This is a genomic window from Pseudoalteromonas sp. C2R02 (assembly GCF_018860845.1).
Lineage (GTDB): Bacteria > Pseudomonadota > Gammaproteobacteria > Enterobacterales > Alteromonadaceae > Pseudoalteromonas.
This window is the reverse complement of the sequence record NZ_JAHKQC010000055.1, coordinates 32,325-55,002: the sequence shown is the minus strand read 5'-3', so window position 1 is coordinate 55,002 and position 22,678 is coordinate 32,325. Positions and strand designations below refer to the sequence as shown.

General features: G+C 35.3%; 19 protein-coding genes. 4 read left to right on the top strand and 15 right to left on the bottom strand.

Translation table 11 applies throughout. The features are described from left to right. Positions 1 to 5 precede the first annotated feature (5 nt). The 5 genes from slmA to KO527_RS24925 all read right to left on the bottom strand — a co-directional run bounded on the left by slmA (position 6) and on the right by KO527_RS24925 (position 8,346). Complete coding sequence (slmA, locus tag KO527_RS24945) at positions 6 to 593, bottom strand: nucleoid occlusion factor SlmA (protein ID WP_042152307.1); 588 nt, start codon at positions 591 to 593, stop codon at positions 6 to 8. A gap of 74 nt (positions 594 to 667) precedes the next feature. Beyond that, on the bottom strand, positions 668 to 1,897 hold the full coding sequence (coaBC, locus tag KO527_RS24940) for a bifunctional phosphopantothenoylcysteine decarboxylase/phosphopantothenate--cysteine ligase CoaBC (RefSeq protein ID WP_216042950.1): 1,230 nt from the start codon (positions 1,895 to 1,897) through the stop codon (positions 668 to 670). 322 nt (positions 1,898 to 2,219) lie between these two features. Then, a complete protein-coding gene (locus KO527_RS24935; protein ID WP_216043012.1) occupies positions 2,220 to 4,796 on the bottom strand; it encodes a M1 family metallopeptidase in 2,577 nt (858 codons plus the stop codon). A gap of 173 nt (positions 4,797 to 4,969) precedes the next feature. Beyond that, on the bottom strand, positions 4,970 to 5,650 hold the full coding sequence (locus KO527_RS24930; RefSeq protein WP_216042949.1) for a hypothetical protein: 681 nt from the start codon (positions 5,648 to 5,650) through the stop codon (positions 4,970 to 4,972). A gap of 179 nt (positions 5,651 to 5,829) precedes the next feature. Then, positions 5,830 to 8,346 carry a M43 family zinc metalloprotease gene (locus KO527_RS24925; protein ID WP_216042948.1) on the bottom strand — a complete coding sequence of 839 codons (2,517 nt, stop codon included), beginning with the start codon at positions 8,344 to 8,346 and terminating at the stop codon, positions 5,830 to 5,832. Between the two features lie 313 nt (positions 8,347 to 8,659). Here KO527_RS24925 and KO527_RS24920 point away from each other — a divergent pair, with 313 nt between their 5' ends. After that, positions 8,660 to 8,815, top strand: coding sequence for a hypothetical protein (locus tag KO527_RS24920; protein ID WP_216042947.1), 156 nt, complete (start codon positions 8,660 to 8,662; stop codon positions 8,813 to 8,815). 166 nt (positions 8,816 to 8,981) lie between these two features. Here the strand turns inward: KO527_RS24920 and KO527_RS24915 are convergent, their stop codons facing one another. The 7 genes from KO527_RS24915 to KO527_RS24885 form a co-directional block, all read right to left on the bottom strand. Further along, positions 8,982 to 10,313 (bottom strand): FAD-binding oxidoreductase, encoded by a 1,332-nt coding sequence (locus tag KO527_RS24915; RefSeq protein ID WP_216042946.1) that lies wholly within the window; start codon positions 10,311 to 10,313, stop codon positions 8,982 to 8,984. Positions 10,314 to 10,335: 22 nt separating this feature from the next. After that, positions 10,336 to 10,890 (bottom strand): GNAT family N-acetyltransferase, encoded by a 555-nt coding sequence (locus KO527_RS24910; protein WP_216042945.1) that lies wholly within the window; start codon positions 10,888 to 10,890, stop codon positions 10,336 to 10,338. A 10-nt stretch (positions 10,891 to 10,900) separates the two neighbouring features. Next, positions 10,901 to 11,479, bottom strand: a complete 579-nt coding sequence (locus tag KO527_RS24905) for a glutathione S-transferase family protein (protein WP_042152291.1) — start codon at positions 11,477 to 11,479, stop codon at positions 10,901 to 10,903. Between the two features lie 111 nt (positions 11,480 to 11,590). Beyond that, positions 11,591 to 11,872 (bottom strand): peptidylprolyl isomerase, encoded by a 282-nt coding sequence (locus KO527_RS24900; protein WP_042152288.1) that lies wholly within the window; start codon positions 11,870 to 11,872, stop codon positions 11,591 to 11,593. A 148-nt stretch (positions 11,873 to 12,020) separates the two neighbouring features. Beyond that, positions 12,021 to 12,515: a DUF3299 domain-containing protein gene (locus KO527_RS24895; protein ID WP_216042944.1), complete on the bottom strand. Its 495-nt coding sequence runs from the start codon at positions 12,513 to 12,515 to the stop codon at positions 12,021 to 12,023. Between the two features lie 12 nt (positions 12,516 to 12,527). Further along, complete coding sequence (locus KO527_RS24890; RefSeq protein WP_216042943.1) at positions 12,528 to 13,790, bottom strand: ABC transporter permease; 1,263 nt, start codon at positions 13,788 to 13,790, stop codon at positions 12,528 to 12,530. Continuing rightward, positions 13,790 to 14,470: an ABC transporter ATP-binding protein gene (locus tag KO527_RS24885; protein ID WP_216042942.1), complete on the bottom strand. Its 681-nt coding sequence runs from the start codon at positions 14,468 to 14,470 to the stop codon at positions 13,790 to 13,792. The genes KO527_RS24890 and KO527_RS24885 overlap by 1 nt, the downstream gene beginning before the upstream one ends. Before the next feature lie 251 nt (positions 14,471 to 14,721). Between KO527_RS24885 and KO527_RS24880 the strand changes: the two genes are divergently transcribed. After that, complete coding sequence (locus tag KO527_RS24880; protein WP_216042941.1) at positions 14,722 to 15,906, top strand: NAD(P)/FAD-dependent oxidoreductase; 1,185 nt, start codon at positions 14,722 to 14,724, stop codon at positions 15,904 to 15,906. A gap of 315 nt (positions 15,907 to 16,221) precedes the next feature. Here KO527_RS24880 and KO527_RS24875 read toward each other — a convergent pair whose 3' ends face one another. Further along, on the bottom strand, positions 16,222 to 17,742 hold the full coding sequence (locus KO527_RS24875) for a hypothetical protein (RefSeq protein WP_216042940.1): 1,521 nt from the start codon (positions 17,740 to 17,742) through the stop codon (positions 16,222 to 16,224). A 592-nt stretch (positions 17,743 to 18,334) separates the two neighbouring features. On the opposite strand from KO527_RS24875, the gene KO527_RS24870 reads away from it, so the two are divergent. Next, positions 18,335 to 18,529 carry a hypothetical protein gene (locus KO527_RS24870; protein ID WP_216042939.1) on the top strand — a complete coding sequence of 65 codons (195 nt, stop codon included), beginning with the start codon at positions 18,335 to 18,337 and terminating at the stop codon, positions 18,527 to 18,529. 421 nt (positions 18,530 to 18,950) lie between these two features. Here KO527_RS24870 and KO527_RS24865 read toward each other — a convergent pair whose 3' ends face one another. Next, complete coding sequence (locus KO527_RS24865; protein ID WP_216042938.1) at positions 18,951 to 20,138, bottom strand: AraC family transcriptional regulator; 1,188 nt, start codon at positions 20,136 to 20,138, stop codon at positions 18,951 to 18,953. A 183-nt stretch (positions 20,139 to 20,321) separates the two neighbouring features. Here KO527_RS24865 and KO527_RS24860 point away from each other — a divergent pair, with 183 nt between their 5' ends. Next, positions 20,322 to 21,014, top strand: coding sequence for a DUF2306 domain-containing protein (locus KO527_RS24860; protein WP_216042937.1), 693 nt, complete (start codon positions 20,322 to 20,324; stop codon positions 21,012 to 21,014). 126 nt (positions 21,015 to 21,140) lie between these two features. Here KO527_RS24860 and KO527_RS24855 read toward each other — a convergent pair whose 3' ends face one another. After that, positions 21,141 to 22,577 carry a hypothetical protein gene (locus tag KO527_RS24855; protein ID WP_216042936.1) on the bottom strand — a complete coding sequence of 479 codons (1,437 nt, stop codon included), beginning with the start codon at positions 22,575 to 22,577 and terminating at the stop codon, positions 21,141 to 21,143. Between the last annotated feature and the right edge of the window lie 101 nt (positions 22,578 to 22,678).

Below are 22,678 nucleotides of genomic sequence, written 5' to 3'. Positions count from 1 at the left end.
AGCTATTAATGCCAAGCAAATGACAGCTGCTGCCACTGTGCTTCAAATGACGCACTTGGTTTTTGTTTGAAATCAGAGCGCACAAATTGGTTCATTTTACCTTCTACAAAAGCCAAAAATAAATTAGCTAAATGAGATTCGTCAATAGTGAAGGTTTTTGATTCGCGTAATTTACGCTCTCTTAATACTTGCTTGAATTGGGTTTCTAGTTTTTCAAACAGACCTTGAATACGTGCACGTAAGCGTTCTTGCTCGCCTTGTAATGCATCGCCTGTCAAAATACGGGTAATACCAGGGTTTTTTTCTGCAAAGCCTAAAAGTAGCATTAAAATATTATACATGCGGCTTTGTGTATCTTTTTCATTATCTAAAATGATATTGATGCGAGATAATAAAGTATCTTCAATAAACTCAATTAGACCTTCAAACATTCTTGCTTTACTTGGGAAGTGGCGATATAACGCAGCTTCAGAAACACCGACCTCAGCAGCTAATTTAGCTGTAGTGATCCTTTGACCTGGGTTTGTTTCAAGCATTTGCGCTAATGATTGCAGTATTTGTTCTTTTCTATTGCTACTTTTTTTAGCAGGCATTTTTATCCCTTACTTCTTATTCTTATTTTAGGACTAAGCTTTTTATTTGGCAGTTATCATAAAGTGGCAGCACTTTAAAAACAAGCATTAGCAATGGTTTTTATGATCTGGATAGCTAATGCTTGCTTACTGTCTTCGGGTAGGTTTAACTGGGCATCCTTACCTTGTTTATCATGCCAGTAAAGGGTTAAAGCATTACGCTCTGAGTTAAAACCTAAGCCTTCTTGAGATACGTCATTTGCACAAATCATATCTAAGTTTTTGTTTTTTAATTTACCTTGAGCGTATTGGGCGACGTTTTGTGTTTCAGCAGCGAAACCAACAGTAAAAGGCCTATTATTTTTTAAAGATGCCACAGAGGCGATAACGTCAGGGTTTTTCACTAAAGTTAATGATATTTCATCGCCTTGTTTTTTAATTTTTTGAGTTTGTATATCTGCTGCGCGATAATCAGCTACTGCAGCACAACCAATAAAAATATCTGATTGTGGTGCGAATTCTAATGCCGCTTGCTGCATATCTAGGGCACTTGAAACATTCACTCTGCTAACATTATTTGGTGTAGATAAGCTAACCGGACCACTAATAATATTGACTGTTGCGCCTAATTGCTCGGCTGCAATAGCCAATGCATATCCCATTTTTCCTGAGCTATGATTACTAATATAACGTACTGGGTCTAAAGCTTCACGAGTCGGTCCTGCTGTGATGGTTACTGTTTTTCCTTTTAGTAAATCACCTTTTGTACTGTTATTTTTTTCATCAAAAAAGTTTATGCAATGCTCAACAATATCGAGTGGATCTAACATGCGACCTAAACCTAAATCACCACAGGCTTGTTCACCACTTGCTGGGCCCCAGATATCTACATTACGTTGTTTTAAAGTATTTAAATTAGCTTGTGTTGATGCATGGGCATACATTTGTTGATTCATAGCGGGTGCAACAGCGACTTTTGCTGGCGTTGCTAATAGCAGGGTTGTTAATAAGTCATCGGCAATACCGTGAGTCATCTTAGCTATGATATTAGCGGTGGCTGGAGCAACTAAAATTAAATCAGCCCATTTAGCAAACTCAATATGGCCCATAGCAGCTTCTGCGCTTGGATCTAATAAAGAGTCTGAAACAGGTTCTCCAGATACTGCTTGTAGCGATAAAGGTGTGACAAATGATTGTGCAGATTGAGTCATAACTACTTTGACTTGCATACCGCGCTCTTTTAAGCGCCTTACTAATTCTGGGCATTTATAAGCAGCAATACCACCTGATATGGCTAATAATATTTTTTTGTTTGTATGACTCATGAGTTAGCTTCATTTGGGACCATCAATATGGCGTATAAGATAACATGTTAAGGCATAGCTTAAAAATACTTGGTGATTTGTTTGTGAGGTTTCGAGGTTTCGAGGTTTCGAGGTTTTCTAGATTGAACTTTAGCTTAACTTTAATATTGAGCTCGTAAGACTGAAGTCTTACCTACAATATTCATCATTTTTTAATTAGCCCGAAAGCTTTTAGCCTTATGATGTACTCCAACGAAAAAATCCCGCACATTAGGCGGGATTTTATACGACGTAACCGGACTTGAGCCGCGTATGTTTAATAATTATAAATTAAACACTTAACTTAAAGCTGCTTTAGGTATTGGTTAACCGAAGCTATCTCTCTATTCTTAAGCCTAATACAATCATTTACGCTTTCTTCAATCTTACTTAAAGTGCGACCAAAAGCAGGTGTAGCTTCAAGCTTAGGTGTGAAGAAATTTTGTGTTTCTTTTAAGTCTTTAGCATCACAACCAGCACCAGTGTAACTCGGTAAATGTGGTAATGAAAAAGGCGGTAATTTTTTGCTTAGTGCATCGTAATTTGTATAAACCCAATTTTGGAATCGTGCTTTACGCGCTTTTTTATACGTATGACCACTCATAATATAGCGCATATCAGATGCCGTTATTTTATCTGTCATCATGTAGTCTAATATTTTAAGCTGCAGATGTTTATTACCAAAGTAAGATAGCGCAATTAATAAGTTAGTGCGGGCTTGAGGGTCTTGCGTTGTTTCAAACGCCTGAGTGAAGTGAGTTAATTGCTTTTCATCACCATAAAATGCGGCAATTTCTAAATATGTACCAGCAGTATATGGGTCAACTTTAGTGCTATCTTTTATGTATTTAGCAGACTCTTTTTTAGCTAGGTTGATAATGTTTTTATCTTTACCTTCAAATGCTAACAGACTAATAAGTTGCGGTCTCAGCTTGCTAATAGCAGCTTCTTCACCTTGCTTAGCAGTTACTCCATATTTATTTAACGCGCTTTGTGCTTTTGCTGTAATAAAGTTAGCCCATACATCTTCATTGCTTTCGTCAATAAAGACAGATTTTTGGCTTTGAATATAACCTAGTGCCATAGAGACTACTCTAGGGTGTGCATCATCAATAAATTGACCTAAAGTTTTAAGCAAGTTACCACCAGACATTAAACCTGCATCTAACAAGGCATCACTCGCTGAGATAAATGCACGTCTTTCACGTGCTGTTAATACATCAGCTGCATTCGTTAATAAAGTGTCTAACTGTTTGTCTTCTAATACCCAACGGTAATAGCCCATCGCATTTGCATCAGGGTAAATCCATTCTGGCTCAAAATCTAACTCAACTTTTGCTAAATCTGAATTTAATAAAACTTTTGCTTCTTTTACTTCATTGCCGCGACCATATTTAATCGTAACTGGTACGCTCCACAGTTGTGCTGGCGCATCAACGCCTTTATTAGCAAAACGACTTTGCGATAGCGAGATAGTTTTACCATTTTGTTTTACTGCAACAAGTGGGAAAGAAGATTGCTCAATAAATGATTTTAAAACACTAGGTACATCTTTACCTGAGGCTTTAGCGAGCGCATTCCAAAGATCTGAAGCGCTGGCATTTTTAAATGCAAACTCTTTCATATAAGCTTGGATGCCTTTTTTAAAGTCTTCTTCGCCAATCCAGTTTTCAACCATAGACAACACAGCGCTGCCTTTACTGTAAGCTAGACCTAAACCATCCATGATATCGTCTTCAGTTTTGATAGGTTTACGAATAGGTTTTGTTGAAAGGCGGGCATCCATTGCCATCACGCGATTTTGCGGCAAGCTTAAGTTAGAACCAAATTCAGGGTGTAATTTATGTGTTATTTTAGCTGCCATCCAACTTGCAAAGGCTTCATTTAACCAAAGATCATTCCACCATTTCATTGTAACTAAATTTCCGTACCATTGGTGTGCTAACTCATGAGCGATAACTGATACGGATCTTTGTTTTGCATTTTGGCTCGAGTTTTCAGCGTCTACTAATAAAATATCTTCACGATAAGTGACTAAACCTGCATTTTCCATAGCACCAAACGGGAACTCAGGCACACCAACAGAATCTAGCTTTTTATATGGATAAGGGCTACCAAAGTAATCTTCCATGGAAGCTAAAATGGCAGGCATTTCATCTGCGGCATATTGTGCTAATTTTTGTTTTTCTTTACTTGTAATGATACGACCTTCAATCGGCATACCTTCTACTTTAGTTTCAACAAATGGACCGACTGCTAAAGCAACTAAGTAAGATGAAATAGGCGGTGTTTTATCAAAATGATGTGTTGCCATATTGCCAACAACAATAGTTTTTAGCTCAGGTGTATTTGCATATACTTTTTGATCTTTAGGTGCGGTAATTGTTAGCTGAAATGGAATTTTGTAACTAGGCTCATCAAAAACTGGAAATGCACGACGCGCATCGCTCATTTCAAATTGCGTGAATAAATAAGGGAGTTCTTTATCTATGGTTTTATATAAACCAACAGATTGTTTGTTGAAAGGCGCCGTAAAGTCGATATTTAGTGTGTATTTACCAGGTTGAATATCATGTTCACATTCTAAGCTAACTTTATGTGTTTCTAGCATAGTTGCTGTCATATCACAGTTTTTATCGCCTATTAACTTAATTATTTGTGCTGTGTAATCTCTGCCACTTAATTCAATGATTTTAGTTTTTTTTAGCACTTCTAATTTAATCGTTGTTGAGCCTGAAAAGTTATCTTTTGCAGGATTTAGCATTAAATTCACATGTTGAAAACTTGGTTTTGCAACTTTTGCAACTTGAAACTCATTTGCTTGTGTGACACCACAAAGACTAAAGCCTATGCTAAAAGCGAGTATGCTTTTTTTCAGCATAGAAATATTTTTATTTTTCATGAAGGTTCCCTGGTTCATTAAATAATTATTACGATTTATTTTAATAGTAATAAAAAAGTAACAAATTTCGCGGGCAGTATAAAGTTTACGACCTGTTAGTTGGTAACAAATCGTAAATGAAAGTGAAGAGGGGGGAAGGCTCTGTTTTAGAGCTAAGCTTTTTCACGTTCGACAAATCGCTGCCAAGTCGTTTTATCTGAAAGAGGCCGAAGTTTTTTTACAACGTCGGTTAATAGCTGCGAATGTTCAAAGTTACTTTGATTATATTCATTAAAGCCAAGTAAATAATGAAAGATATCTTTATTTTTGGCTTGAATGGCAAATATGCGTATTTGTTCTTCGAAGTTTAGACGAAAAGAGCTAATTGCAGCTTTTCGACCAACATGATCTATATTGGGAATGCCGCATTTTTGTAAATAACCAAATCGTTCACCTTCGCCAGAAAACCAAATTCTTACTTTTTCACTATAGCGTCCTGATTTAGCTGGGAGATCATACATCAGCCTGTTTTGATTTTGTGCTTTAATAAATTCAAAAAAATTGAGTAATCCCGCGTGAATTAAACCAGGGTGGATGGGTACTAATCTGGATTTTATTTTGCCATTAGTATGAAAGTGAAAATATAAGTTTGAATCAATCTCAATGATATCATTTAAGGTAAGTCGGCTAATTTCATCACTATAAGCGCCAGTATAATACGCTAAAACGGGTAGCCAAAAATGCCAATGCTTTGGCTGTTCTCTAGATACTTTGCTATCAGAATATATATAACCATTAAATAAAGCGTGCAATTCCATTGCAGTAAAGGGGCGGCGGCCTAAATGTGTTCTCAACCAATATCCTTGAAATAAAGCTCTAAAAGAATTCTATATTAAATTGGTGGAATAGTCTGTGGATTATTTAAAGTATTGATGATTACAATATAAAAATGCCGCTGAAAGGCGGCATTTTTAATATTAGGCTTTTCATATTTTTTTAGCTAACAGGCTAAAATATGAAATTATTGATTCACTTAAGTGTTTTTAACACGGCGTGAAAATCCACCAAAACTTAATAAACATAAAGATAACCAAGCTAAGCTACCACTACTTGAATTTTTTTTAACTTCAGGTATTTCAGCTTTAACAGCAACGGTTACATCCATTGTTTCAGATGCTGTTTTTCCTCTTGCGTCAGTTAAATTAAGAGAGACAGTATAAGTGCCTTCAGTTGCAAAATAATGAATTGGGTTTTGTTCAGTACTACTTGAAAGATCTCCAAAATTCCATTCATATGTTGTAATCTCAGCATCACCGATAGCTGAATTATCACTATTGAATTGTATCGGTTCACCGACGTTTACTGAAGTTGTTGCAACTATTTCAGGTGTTGGAGGCGTTGCTTCTGAAATTGTTACTGTTGTTTTATTAATGTGGGTTGCGCCAAAGTTATCAGTAACAGTTAAAGAAACATGATACTCACCAGTAGTTGCATAACTATGTTTTGGATTTGCTTCTGAACTATGAGTGTCATCTCCAAATGACCAATTGTATTTTTCAATGTTACCATCATTGTCTACAGAGCCTTCACTACTAAAACTGATTTCATCAGTCTCGATTGCTGAATATGGTCCATTTACTTGTGCTATAGGAGCTGACTCTATCGGCATATCATAACTGACAACAAATGAAGCACCACTATATTCAGAATAACCATCTATCATCATGCTATAAGTTCCCCCTACAGGAATTGGGGCACCTTCCGTATCAACTCTACTTTCATCAAATAAACACGACTCTAATGCACCCGCTGCTTTCCAAGGAGCACAATCATTATCATCAAAGGTAATGATTTCACCTTGTTTTACATATATATCTGGATCACCTGAATAGCCAGCAGGGATCTCAAATAATGCACGCTTAGCGCTTGGTGGTAATGTCACTTGATATTCTTTTAGTTCGCCTTTAGCACCAGATATTTTTTCGTCAATCAAGGTAACGCGAACGCAATCATTACATAATGTTGGATCATCAAATGTTTTTACGCGTAACCTTGCATTATCATATTCACTAAATGCGTGGATTGCGACAAAGTATTTTCCTGGCTTAGGTGCGAATATTTTGAAGAATTCAGCGCTGCCAGTTTCATTATATGAAGTGTAATCAGTTGTCCAATTACCTTCAGTATCCATTACAGGTTGCTCACCTAAACGCATATACATGTCAGGATCTTGTTTGTAATTATCTAAGTAGACATAAAGTAGTTCGGTACCTTCAGCTATATCAATCTCAAAATATTGAATATTGTCTTTTTCTGCAGATAGATTTATTTCTTCCAATAATGTAATGCCACTGTCTGGTAAATCATCTAAACCAGTGCCATCCCATTCATGTAAAGCACCAGTTGCAAACTCACCTAATCCCGTACTTTCTAAGTTTTCATCAGACCATAAAGTTTCACGAGCAGGGTGGTGTAATGCCGCCACTGAACGCTCAACTTGATCATGTGTGAACATTGCGTAATTATTCGTGTAATGCATGAAGTTTTCTGTATTTGTCGCTTCTCCAAGACAATTTTCAGCATTATCCTGAACGCTGCTGCTAGCCATTTGTGGTGTATCGCATATATTATCTCCGCTTAAACCACAGAAAAGCGCACTATCTACTGAACAAGTGTAATCGTTAAAAGTATGTTTTAAATTTAACCAGTGGCCAAATTCATGTGTAAGTACCGAGCGGAAGTTTTCAGTTGTATTGTTTCCAACATAAGCACCATTGTAAACTACGCGGGCAAGTCCTTTATCAGACATACTTTTAGAAGGGTACCAAGCTACACCTGAATTATTTGTAACACCATCAGCATATAAATCATGCTGTAGGTAAATATTCATATATTTATAATTATCCCAGGCATCGGCTGAAATTTCTGCTTCAGTTGTGGCGTCAATATTGCCAAACCCTGAAGTTTGGCCATCATTATGGCGGATAATACCTGTTGTTGCCTTACCATCAGGATCTAACTTAGCTAATACAAACTCAACATTCATATTTTGACGAATAGCTTGGAATTCTTCTGAAATAGGACCATCGAATGTATTAAGGCCCTGAATATCTTCATTTGTTTTATTTAAACCATCAATAATTGTTTCGTCGCTCACACATCCCCAGCTAGTATCACCTTCAGTACAATTATGTGCATCGCCATAAACATGTATTACAACAGGAATATAATAACGCTCAGCAAGATCTAATTGTTCTTCAGTTACGTTTGCTGATGGGTTTGTGTGTAAAGCGGCTATTTTAGAGGCTTTTCTTTGTTGTACTTTTTTTTCTAGCTGCGTAGAGGTTAAGCCTGTAGGTTCCCAGATTTGTTTTGTCTCATCAGTACCACAAATAAGTCCTTTATTACTGAGAACATTAATCGCACTATTATTTTTAGGTGCATTGTTTTGAATGAACTGCTTTTTATTTATATTTTCTGCCTGAACCGTTAAAGAAATTGATAAAGCAAGTGTACTAAACGCAAATTTCTTATTAAATTTTAAAGACATAATAGCTCCTACATAATTAATTTTTATTATTAAATGTATGAATGGATTCTTGATTGTTAATAAGATGCTTTACTAGAAAACCATTCTGGAAACACAAGGTACATCATAATTTGAATAATGTATACAATATGTTAATGGTGAGATTTGCTTATTTACATATCGCCTATCACACTATTTAGCCCATTATCACTCAATTTGACCACTAAACACTTAGATGAAATAACTACGTAAAAACTTCATTATTATTCATTTCAACAGCTACTAAGTAGCAACTTAATTTAAATACTGAACTGATTATACAAAGGAAATGATTATGAATACTTCAAGCAATGGCGAACTTTTTACAACTTCTGTTTTAGGCGCTTTAGTGATGGGAGTATTAGCATTTAACGGCATGGAATCAGCTGTTGCAGTCGGTTCAGTTATTGCGGTCACAGTAATGAGCGCAACATATGCGCTAACTAAGTAATCTCAAATTAATTTAAAGCATTAGACACAAACCCAACCCGTTTGTAACTTAAAAAACACAGTCAACCAACTGTGTTTTTTTGCTATATGCTTATAAAGTAATGTGAGACATCAGTCTTACGGGGTTGTTTTAAAAAAGTTAAGCTAAAGCTCAATCCACAAAACTTCTATAAATATTTATCTTTTAACCAACCATAATTGTAATAAGCAGCTTGGCCTAAACGTCTAAATTGGGCAAATGGAAATTTAGGTAAAGGTGCACTATATAAAGGTAAGTCAGGGACTTTATCTTTAGCTATTTGCTGTGCGAGTCTGTAAGCGGCTTGTGCACTAAATGACACTCCAGAGCCACAATAACCTAAACTATATGCAGTATTATTATTAGTAAAAATATGGGGCATATCATCTAAGGCAGCTGCTATCCAACCACTCCAGAAGTAATCAATATTTATATTTTTTAATATTGGAAAGCATTGGCCTAATGCAGCATTCAATCGCTGTTTATAAATTGCTTTATCTTGATTTTTGCCTTTTACAGCACCTCGACCGCCAAATAAAATACGATTATCAGGCAATAATCTGTAATAGTATTTTAAAGTACGCGTATCCATAGTGACTTGATTGGTTTTAAGGCCTGTTATTTGTAATTCAAGTTTAGTTAACGGGCGAGTGACCATTATATTGCTGAGAATTGGCAAATACCTTTGCGCAATTGCTTGATGTGTTTTTTGGCTGTTATAAGCATTAGCTGCACATACAACTTGCTTAGCGGTTACTGTGCCATTAGGACAAGTGAGAATATGTTTATCGCTATTATGCTGCCAATCTAATATAGGAGTTTTCTCAAAAATGCTGATCCCTTGTTTACGAACCATATCTCCATAGCCAAGTACTAATTTTAATGGGTTAATACCAAAACCATCATTTAATCTTAATGCGCCATAAGCTTCATGGTTTATCATAAAATCAGATTTAAGCTTTTCAGATGAAATAAACTCTGAATTACCGCCAATATTTTTAGCGATAAAGTCACTTTGAGCTTGTAAAGAGCTCAGTGCTTTTTTGTTGTGTGCTATTTTCAAATAACCATTTTCTTGCTTATCACAATCAATATTATGTGACTCTATTAAACCTTCAACTCTGCTTACGGCTTCGCTAAATTCATTGTAAATGCCTTTAGCTATATCTAAATCCCACTTGCTGGCCATTTGACTGTAACTCAAACGTCCAGAGCCTTTGAGTACAAAACCTGCATTTCGACCGCTAGCACCAAAGCCAACTTGGTTTGCTTCTAATACACAGCAATCAATTTGATATTCTGTACTTAAATAGTAAGCTGTTAAAAGCCCTGTAAAGCCACCACCAATAATAGCGACATCAACTTGTTGGTTTTGTACTAACGGCTTTGCAGCTTGAGGGTAAGCTATGGTACTTGCCCAATAGCTATCGGGCAAAGGTTGGTCTGCACAGTTTTTTGAAATTAACGGATCATATGTCATATTTTTATTATTATTTTTCTATTTAAAATTTTAATAGCATTTCAGCTGCATCACAATGGCATTCATTGCCACAAAGCGTACAAACATATCCGTGTTCTAAACTATCTGGAAGCCAGCGATCAGGATGGATTTTGATTAATTCACCACCTGCTTTGGTAAAATAGCGAAATGCTGAGTTGCCAGGGCTTTGCATCCAAATATGGCTTGCGCCTGCAACGCCACCTTGTTTTTTTACAGCTCTAACTGATTCGGCTAATAATAAGCCGCCTATGCCTTTACCGCGAGCAGCTTCGGCAACGGTATTACATTTAAAATAGCAGGTTTTGTCGAGTGGTACTTGCCATAGTTCACTGCTGCACCATTGATCTACTTGCCAGTTTAATGGTGCATAAGTGAGTCTGAAGCCTAAAAGTTGGTTGTTTTCTGTAGCAATAAAACTCGCATTTATATTATCTTTAATGCTTTTTTGATGGATCAATTTAATTGATTCAAGATCTAAATAATTATCGCCATGAACTAAATTTCCCAATGCGATAACAGCATCATAGTGCTCAGGCGCCAATTCTTTAATATCCATGTGTACCTCTTTACAACCTTGGGTCGTTCTTTTGCGTGCTTGTTCGGCTTTGATGAGACTGCCAAAAATGCACTAATGCTGGATAAACTGACAGATCTTTTAACTCTCTAAATTGGATCCAGTCTATTAAACAGTATAGGCTGATTTCAGGATAATCAAAGGAGTTAAACTCTTTATTCATCACTTGTTGATTCAGTACTGACAGTACTTCTGTAATACGTTCGTTCTGTAAATTAAAGAATAAACTATCTTGTTTTGTGTCTAGATCTGATCGTTGGCAGATCAGCATTTCAACTAATGAATCATTACATGAATTAATTAATGTAAGTTGATTTTCTTGATGCCAATTCAGTGGTGCTAATTCAAATGTATGTTTTAAATAACGGTGAATGATATTTGAATCAAAAATGACTTGTTCACCATCTTTTAGCATAGGGATTTTGCGCGTTGGATTTAGCTCAATAAGTGTTTGGCGGTCTTTCTCATCAAATATATTTAAGTTAATAAATTCATGTTGAATATCAAGTTCATGACATAAAACGCGAATACGACGAACATAAGGGGAACTAGTTGAACCAAATAATTGCATGGGAATTCCTTTTAAAATAAACCTGCTTTGCAGATTTATAGGCCACTGCTGGCAAATGTTATTTTAAATATCTCGCATCACTTACTGATTGATGCGAGAAACTGGATATTTTTATTCGCTACGGCTAGTAACTTCTAATAAATGATAACCAAACTGTGTTTGTACTGGACCTTGAACTGTATTTACAGGTGCAGAAAATACAACTTTATCAAATTCAGGAACCATCATACCAGGGCCAAACTCACCTAAATCACCACCTTCAGAGCCTGAAGGACAGTTAGAGTTTTGCTTTGCGATATCAGCAAAATCAGCACCAGCTTCAATTTGCGCTTTTAGTTCATTACATTTTGCTTCGTCGTCTACTAAAATGTGTCTTGCAGTTGCTAGAGCCATGTTTTTTCCTTTATTTTACTAGGGGATATAAATTAAAAATAAGTGTAAGGCAAAAAAATAAAAAAGGCGAGGAATGCTGATAGGTTAATAAGTTAAAGAATGTTACGAGCTAAAGTTTGTAATAATAAATTAGCTCGTAAATTGAAGCTTAACCCTCAAATGGTGCTACGCCAATGCCTTTCATTGTGTAGCCTACTTCGGCAATTTCACCGCTCCAGCCTTTAGTTGAAAGTTCACCCGTTACAACAATTGCATCGTATAAGCTGTCAATTGGTACACCGTCTTTTATGATCACATGCACGATTTGATTTGGTGGCGGTGGTGGTACATGAATACAAGCGCCAAAATAAGGCACTAATAAAAACTCAGTGATGAGCTCATCATCGCCTTCAAGCGGCACTACAAAGCCAGGAATACTGACTGTTTTACCATTTAATTCTTGAACAACTGGCGCATCTAAATCGGGTTGCACCCAGTTAGCTTGGGTATTTTCATTATGACTAGCGGCATCTTGTTGCTCTAATTGCACATGACCTTTAGGAATAAGCTCATCCCAAAATAACTCTTTTGAAGGGCCCGCGTCACTTGAAAATGACGTAACAGCCATTAAACTCGCCACTATAATTGCTTTTAAATTTTGCATTGTTCTCTCTTGTTAAACTCTAATGCTCATGCCATCGCTGAGTGAGTATTTGTAAGCGCGCCAAGCTGGTATTAAACCGACTAAAAATCCAGACAATAATACACCTGCTATTAATAGCATTTCATGTTGTGTTAACCAAGTGAGCGATAATTGCAAACCTGATAACTCTTGTAATTGCGCGGCTGTCGCTAATTGCACAGCATATAATAATCCTATGCCTATAATACAGCCTGTTGCGGTCAGTAGTACAGATTCACTGACTAATAACATGCCTATTTGCCATGGCCTTGCCCCAAGAGAGCGTAAAATTGCCAGCTCGCGGCGGCGTTGGTTTAAGCTGGTTAATAAGCTAGTTAACATGCCTAATAAGCCTGAAATGACTACAAAGCCTGAAATAACTAATAAAACTTGCTCAACCATAGAGAGCATTTCCCATAGTTGACGTAATGTAAGCCCAGGAATAATCGCCAATAAAGCTTCATTTTTAGTTAAGTTAGCATCTGTATTAATACTGCGTTGTAAAGTTAAAACAGCAATACGAGACTTTAAACCTAATAAAAATGCGGTGATTTGTTTTGGTTCGCCTATTAAATCTGGATCGTGATCGTGATCGTGATCGTGGCTTGGCGTTTGAGCGCTTGAACCATGCATTTTATCAATTGCTATCAGCGGTAAATGTAAGGTTTTGTCTAGCGGTGTACCTGTTGGTTTTAAAATACCAACTACAGTAAACGGATGCTCATCATGATGATGAAAACTCGTATTGCCTGCGCCATGAGACACCACTATTTTATCGTTAAGTTTATATCCCAGTTTTTTGGCGATAGCAGCACCCAAAACAATATCAAATGGTTTTTCAAAAGCATGCCCTTGTGCAAAAGCTAATGGCTGCTTTTTACCAAATTTGTAGTGTTCAAAATAATCAGACGTGGTGCCAAGTACTGGGAATCCTTTATGAGAATCCCCTAAAGAGAACGGGATCGCCCACTTTACAGTACGATGTTTTATGATATTTTCATAACTTTGCCAGCTAACATTATGTGTTGCATGACCAATTCTGAAAACCGAATACAGCAATAAATTAGTTGAACCTGTACGTGCGCCCACAATTAAATCTGTGCCCGATATAGTATTAGCAAAACTGGCTTTAGCTTGTGTGCGGATGCGTTCTACACCTAGCAATAACATCACGCTGACGGCTATGGTTAATAAGGTTAGCAATACTGTTGATTTACGGTTGAGTAGGCTTTTTTGTGCCAAAGTAAACATATTCATTAGCAGGCCTCATTGATTGTTTTTAAACATACATAGCGCTCAAATAAAGGCTTTAATGTGTCATCATGGCTGACAAATAATAAGGTAGTGCCGGCACTTTTACATTCTTTAAATAGCAGTTTTATAAAAGCTTCACGACTTGCTTGATCAAGTGCTGAAGTAGGTTCGTCAGCAATTAATAATTCAGGACTGCCAATTAAAGCGCGTGCACTGGCTACACGTTGTTGCTGACCTATGCTTAAGTTTAAAATGTTTTGATCAAATAAATGTTCAGGGATTTCTAAATGATCTAATAAGCGTTTAGCTTCATCAATGACGGTTTTGCTTTTTTGCAGGGCCTTAACTTTTCTTTTTTTAGAAAACTCACACGCTAGCGTTACATTTTCAATAACAGATAAATAAGGTAATAGGTTAAACATTTGAAAAATATAACCTATATGCTCAGCTCTAAATTTATCTCTTTGACTTGCCGATAATTCATTTAAGTTTGTATTTAATATTTCTATTTTACCGCTGCTAGGCTGGTTTATACCCGCAAGTAATGACAGTAAAGTTGATTTACCTGAGCCGCTCGGGCCTTGTAAAAAAATGCTTTCGCCTTTTTTTATCTCAAGTTCATTTATTTTTAAAATAGCGTGTTGTTTTGGCCAGCTAAAACTGAGCCCTTTAATTGAAATCATGAGTTGAAAATTCAAATTCACAGTAAATTTAAGTGATATAAGCATATTAAATATTTGGTACAAAAAATAGCTTTTCGAGATTAAACAAGCATTAAGCAAGTTGAGCTAAATTTGTTCAACCTTAGGCATACGTATTACATAGCTTACAAGCGTTATGTATGAGAAAATGCGCGGCTCAGTGGTGCTATTTTAAATCTGTAAATGATTCTAGTAGTAATACACAAGTAATTTATCAGCTTTCAAGGTAAAAAATGAAACAGTTTGACGTAGTAATTATCGGTGCAGGCGCAGCAGGTTTAATGGCAGCAGCTACAGCTGGTTATAAAGGCCGTAGTGTTGCAGTATTAGATATGGGCAAAAAGCCAGGTCGTAAAATTTTAATTAGCGGCGGTGGTCGTTGTAATTTTACCAACGAAAATGCCAGCCCAGAAAATTACCTATGTCAAAATCCACATTTTGTTAAATCAGCTTTAAGCCGCTATACACAGCATGACTTTATTGAGCTAGTGGATCGTCATGGTCTTGAATATCATCATAAAACATTAGGCCAATTATTCTGTGATAACAGTGCGTCTGATATCGTAGATATTTTAATGACCGAATGTGAATGGGCAGGTGTATCGCACTTTTTGCGTAATGAAGTGACTTCAGTTGAAAAAACTGAATCGGGGTATTTAGTGTCTACCAGTGAAGATGATTTTGAATGTAATTCACTGATTGTAGCTTCTGGAGGGTTAACTATGCCAAAACTTGGTGCCTCGCCAATAGGTTATAAGATTGCTGAACAGTTTGGTTTAAATGTATTACCAACCACTGCGGCATTAGTGCCATTTACTTTGCATGATCACGATAAACAAAGGTTTGATGGTTTATCTGGCATTAGCGTAGATACACAAGTGACAAGCGAAGATGGTACGCAATTTCGTGAAAATATTTTATTTACTCATCGCGGTTTATCAGGCCCTGCAATTTTACAAATTTCATCTTTTTGGCAAGCAGGCCAAGCAGTTACAATCGATCTTTTACCTGATACGCCTATTACTGAATTACTTGAAAACTGGCGAGATCAGCATAGCCAAAAATCACTTAAAAACATGTTAGTGACTATATTGCCTAAGCGATTTATTGAAGCGATGATCACCCAAGGAGACATCATTGATAAAACTATTAAACAGCTTGAACATGGCGAAATAGCAGCTTTAAGTGACTACATTCACAATTGGAAAATTAAACCAAATGGTACAGAAGGTTACAGAACAGCCGAAGTGACTTTAGGTGGTGTAGATACCAACGAATTATCTTCTAAAACTTTTGAAGCTAAAAAAGCGCCTGGCCTATACTTTATAGGCGAAGTAATAGATGTAACAGGCTGGCTAGGAGGGTATAACTTCCAGTTTGCGTGGAGCTCTGGTGTTGCCTGTGGTGGTGCGGTTTAGTTGACAAGAGATAATTAGAGCGAACAAGTTCTGAATTGTGCGAACAGATTCTAACTCTCAAAATGGTATACATAGATAAATTAAGGAAAATTACCTTTGGCTGCCTCACCTTTGTAATGAAGCTGCTGACACTAAAGAACGTTAAGGAATAGATGTATTCTGTTATTTAAATTCGAAAAAATCAATTATTAGCCTCTACTTGTCCTGAAATGTTTTAAGTGGTACTAGTAAATTTATCAACCCAAATTTATTGAACATTTACATTATTCGAAATAGGTAAATTATTAGGTGTTTTGTTCGGGTTTAAATTAAATACTAATTTTTAATATTGAACCATAGTGGTAGAGGAAAAGGTGAGTTTAAGGGGTAGTAATTTCCTTTTTCATTTTCAATCTTAAGTTGTTCTTTTATCAAAGGCTCTACAGGTGTGTAACTATTTACTTTTAAATATTTTGGTAATTTTTTGAATCTTTCAATCATAGGCTTTTCTTCTTGGTCAGCCCATTTAGTCATAAGTAAGCTTGGAGCTGACTCCTCTGAGTTGCCTTCTGCACAAATCTCTTCAAACTTCTCTATATGCTTTTCAAAAGAAATCGGATGTAATCCGCAAGAATTAAAATTGAATGGACTAGAAAACTGAAATAAACATTCTTTGATAAAGCTAGTTGTGAGTTTATATGTATCTTTTGATGATTGTTTAAATGGCTTGTTGATATTTATAAAGCCAGTTTCTGTATTACAAAAACCGAGACCATATCTAATATCAAATTCGATTACTGATGCAATAAGCTTTGGTACTTGCTCAAGTTTGCGAATCAAATCTGTTTTGTTGGCTACATACCATGAGCTGACATCATCATATGCTTTGGTATCACTTTCATTTATTTGCAGTCCGAAATTGCTTGTATAGCGAGAGTCTGTTAAAGATTTTTCTAAGTGAGATTTTACCCCTTCCATAATACTTTCTATTTGACCTAATCCTGACAGATGCTTCAATAGGTTTTTATCAAATGTTAGTTTTATCTCATTTTTATTTTGCTCTAAAGAGCACAGTTTCTTAAAAGTACTTTCTTCAGTACTAGATTGTTGTTGTATATTTTGAACTGATAATTGATCAAATGCCTTATGAATATTCTTCCCTAATTCCTCTGATAAACTGCTTTTTACAAAATTCAGGAAGGTTTTTTTATCAATACTGATCTGGTTATCTTCAATATAACTTATAAGTTCTTTTAGAGTTGGTTCATAGGTTAAAGATTGAATAAGACTATGATTTTTATCTGAAAGGGTGCCCCGTGAAAAGTAATGTTTTTTGGACATATAATCAGCTAAGTAAATTTCAATATATCTTTCAAAGTTAATTTCTAAATTTTTGATATTTAATAGCTCACTGAATATACCTATTGGATTGTTGAGTATTTTATATAATGCATAATAGGAGTAGAGAGGCTTTTCATGGCAAGCAGGAAAGGCAATATTGTCTTCTTCTATTTTCCTCAAGAGTGAATTTTCTGGTGAAAGATTTTTTTTTGATTTTTCAAATAACTCATGTAGTAACTTAATAATAGAATTACTTCCTTGGCCATCGTGTAATGAATGCAACACCTGTTGCATCAATTCAGAGTCTTCAAGTTTGTCTAAAGCCTTTATAAGTTTAATTTTTGCAAGCATGTTCTTATTTTCTTTGTTATCCAAAGAAAAATAACATTTATGGCGGCTATAAATAGCTAAAAGTAAAATTTGTTCCCAGGCCATCTTTTGAATGTTATTAAAGGAGTTGATTAGCTCTTTTCGTTTAATTCCAAGCATATTTTTATAAATTAGATCTTTTTTCATATTTATTACCCTGAATTGAAAGTACTGCCACCTCCAAATAAATTATTTTTCCTTACCCTTAATTATACATTATTTAAGTGTTAAAGGTTGAATGTAAGTAATTAGTAGGTTTTGGGTATGGCTATTCCTTACTTTTAATTTCTTGCGTACCCATTATTTTTTGTGTGGCTATTATTTGTTGTGTTTTTGTGTTTTGATCTTACCCGCTTGTTGGTTTATGATTGTCATATTGGCTGTTGATGAGTCATTTAAGTAAAGCGGTAGGCAATTTAATTAGTTGATCTTTAACTCCAAATTAATTTCTTAAGTTACCTGTGACCTAAATTTTTTAATTATTAACTTTAAGGAATAACCTCCATGATAGCTACGAATACCCTACAGGGTGCTGTTAGCACTTTGGTTGATGCGCTAGAAAGTTCGCAGAATAAATATAATCGAGCAATGTTTGACTCTCAACCTTCAAACACCCGATACGAGATCATGCAAAATTGCTATAACAATGGAATGTCAGTTTTCAAAATATCTATAATGACAGGCGTATCTAAGAGCACAATTTACTCTAAAATTAAAACTAAATAGAAGGGGAACTATTATGGGGGAACTAACTACATGTAACTCTTGTGGTTCTGAACTTGATAATTTATCACAAGCTGATTGTCCAGTTTGTGATGAACTTTCAGTTCCAAAAGGGGCTATATGTGATAGCTGTGACAACCCTGCTGAATTTCAAATTAATGGAAGTCCAACATGTGAGTCTTGTCATGAAAGTGCCTACCCTATTGACTAGGTTTTTAAGTCATAGATGAGGGTGATAAATTAAAGTTTACTTATTTTATTTGGCTTGTTTAAATATTCAGCAAGCCAAACATTAATCTAGTGAAAATAATAATGCCTTGGCGCTTGGTTTTCTTGTTCGCTGTAATTTAATATTTAACAAAAAATTGAGCTGTGTTTATAAGGGCCGCAAAGCAATAATATGTTCGCTAGAATTACGTCTTGTCATAGTTGTATATACAATTGAAATAACGGCTTCATCTAATTAAATTAGTAATTTTAAATAGATGAGGCTTGGCCTACATGGATGTAGGTACAAGAATAAAGCAGGAGCAGTTATCGGTAGCTTTTCAAATTAAAACCGTCAGCCTAAAGGCCAACCTACAAAACCAATTCTGTAGGTGAAATTTGAGTTTTATTTATTAAAACGCTACTTAAGTCTCACTTTTACGATATTGACTTGGTGTTTGTTGGATTTCTTTTTTAAACGCGGTATAAAAAGAAGATTTTGCATTAAAACCAACATTCATTGCGATATCTAAAACAGTGTTTTTAGTTTCTTTTAATTGCTTTTTTGCTTCATTGATTCGGTACTGATTAATATAATCAAAAAAATTAGCGCCTAATGTTTCATTCAACGTTTGTGAAATGTAATTAGGTGAGGTATTGATATGTTTCGCGAGTTTTTGCAAAGACAATGACGCATCTAAATAGAGTTGATCTTGTTGCATAGCGAGTGCTATTTTTTCTGCTATTTTAACTGCATTTTGATTATTTAAAGCGGAACGCTGATACTTTTCTGATTGAGGAGGCACATCTTCTAGTATTTGTTGAATTTCTTCATCAGCATCATAAATTTCTTCAAATCCTGGTTTTTGTCGCAGCCCCCAAATAGCAACACTCCAAGTCATAACCAGAATAATTAAGCCTGATACTGTGGCGTTAACTTCGTTAGAGAATAAGATATTATTAACGATGATGTTGGCTGCAGTTGCTGCCCATACAACTGCCACTGCAAGTAATAGCCAGCTTATCCACCTAACTTCTTTCGCCTCGGTACTGGCGAATAAGTTTTTTAAATGTGCTCTATATTGCGTTAATCTTTTTATCACCTTATAAAGATAAAAACCTGATTGAGCTATCCATGCAAGTACCAGTAATACTGTTGCAAGAAGCGTTGTTATGGTTATCAATTTAGTTGTTTGGTCGATTTTATCAAATATACTGTCATCATCATTTACTAATAGAGCATACTGAACATCATAAGAGATAAATAGTGCAACAAAGGCTACCACAGCGCCGATCATAAAGAGTATAAAATGCTTTTTATTCATTTGGCTTAATTGCCAGGGGGTTTTTGCTGTAATGCCCTCAACATAAAACCATAAACTTGGCGCTGTTAATAAAATAGCAGGCAAGGAAAGTATGATCATAGTAGGACGTAATTGATCAGCCAAATACGCTAATGTAGGCTGACAAATTATAATGCCAATTGAAAATAAAAATACAGCTAAGGGTAAATAAGTTTGACGTTCAAAAGCACGTAAACATAACAAATGAGCGCTAAAAATAATGATAATAAGTGTTGATAAATTAATTGCGAACAGTGTTGTGCTTTCCATTACTAATAATTCTCTTACTTTTTGTAATGCTAGGTTTTATAAGCGCTCTGGACGTTGTTTATGTATCCAGCCTTACAGGCTGAACTGATAAATAGGTCTTAATCAACCCAGCCGGACGCTAATTTTAAAGTTATTCTACATAATCAGTCTCAACTTAGCCATTCGAGAAATTATGACATTATCATGTTATCTAAAACTAATAATATTGACTCATTAAATACACCTTACAATTGGCCCGTGGTTGGCACATTACTTTTTTTAACTGGCATAGCTGGGATACCTGCAATGTTTGGCATTGCGATGGTCGTCTTAGGTATATTAGGTTTTACAGCTGAATCATCGTTTATTAGCAGTATTCATTTTAGTATGCCTGGGGCAATGTTTGTACATGGTGGGGCGGGGGTTTTATTTTTCTTAACTATGCCATTTCAGTTTTCACCTAAAATACGTATAAAAAACCCTAAACGACACAAATTAGCTGGCCGTATCGCTGTGATTTCTGGCTGTATTATGGCGATATCTGGAGTGTGGATGCACAATGTATTATCGCCTGAATCTCAAGGGATACGTTACAGTATTCTTATTATGACAAGTATCGCTATTTGTAGTAGTTTTTTAATTGCATTATGGCATGTTATTAAGGGAAATATTAAAGTACATCAATTCTGGATGGCACGTGCTGTTGCGATTGTATTGGCTGCGATAACACCATTATTTATAGATATTCTTATACTTATCTTATTTAGTAATTTTGATGTGATTTTTAAAATGTTAACGCATTTTCAGTACGATTATGGTCGGCTATTAGGTATCGTTATCAATCTATCTATTGTTGAAATAATGATGCGTAAAAAGCAATTAAAGCGCTTAACTTAGATATTTAACTGCTCATAGTATACCAACATACTTAAAGTCATTAGATGTGAAGATAAAAATAAAAAGGGTGATGATATCTCCCTTTTAAAGCTTTAATAATCCAGGTTTTATAATTGAATTGAACTCTTACTTTATAGCGGCTAAAAAGTCGTCATCTGTTAAGTAAACAGCAAAGTCACCATCTTTCATAAATTGCTCTGTCGGCTTTTTCATTTTTCGTGCTGCTGTGATTGCTTTAATCATTTCAGACTTGTTTTTTGTCAGCGCATAAATACAAGCTAGGTTAAAGGCAAGCGTTGGGTTATTAGTGGTTTTAATATCGAAATTTTCGCTAAGTAAAGTATTAAATATTGTTGTTAGTATTGTTTCATCACGAGTCATCCCATAAATAACAGCGCCTTGACTGGCCATCACTAAGATTGAATATTGTACTTGTTTGTTAGTGCTGTCTTTTATTAGTGGGTAAATGTCTAAAGCATAGGCATTAAATTGTTCTATTGCAGAATCTACTTTCCCAAATTGATTGGTATTTACCAATAACTGTGAGAGTTTCATATTGATATCTTCGATATAGATATTCTTACGTTTTTTTCTGAGTAGCAAATTTTTTGAGATACTTAAGAATTCATTAAAACTTTTTAGATCTTGTTGAGCATTTTGATAATGTATTTCTAAAAGTTGCTTTTCATCCTTTATCAGTGCATTTATGTCATTTTTTCTTTTAGCTTCTTCGCTGTCATTCTCATTAAAATATGGTTTATCGATAATAACACTTTTCTCTTCATAAAAAGTATCACTTGGTTTTAATACCGTCCATTCAGAGTTTTCTTCCTGATCATTGGCTTTTATACAATGCTCTTTTACTTCATCTATCATTCGTGGTTTTAACTTGGATTTTGTCCCTATGGATTCACCATTTAAATTTAATTTACCATCGATTAATTGCGCATACATAGTTTGAGGTAACATGTTTTGTTGGTTATCAAAACCAAGTTGTAATACGTCGTTTGAACCGATTTCATATTGGGTAATTTGTAGCTGTTGGGTGCTGTTTTTATCAGAATCTACAATGCTGCCTAAATAAATATATTTTGCATCATCAGGTGAAATTAAGGGAAATGAATAACTCGCTCTGCCAACATTATTATTTTTAGGTAATAAGGTTCTAAATTTAGACGGAGGAGTATTGCTCTTGGAAAAAGCAAACACTGGCGTATTGACATCATGCAGGCTATATCCATTTATGGAAATAGAGATTTTGTTATCTAGGCGATTAAATTTTTGGCCTCGTGCAAGATGATTCGAACTGTCGATGTTTTTATCACTTAGCACTATCGCATTTTTATGCTTATTGCTTACTTCCCAACTGCCTGAGCGTATTAAATCTAAAGAACCGCCCATAAAAACATAGCAATACGTATTATCGTTTAATATATAAAGTTCTGATAAAGATTCATGATCTGATTTTTTATATTTGCCAACAAAAGCTGATTGTTCAGCTGCTTGTGCTTTGACGATCAAACAAACAATGAGTATAAAAACTGATAGTAAAAAGTACTTCATTATTCAATTCCATTTAAATAAGGTATATAGAAGGTTGTACACAGATTACCACATTTTAAATAGAAAATACTTCTAAGGAAGTAATGATAGAGATGATTGTA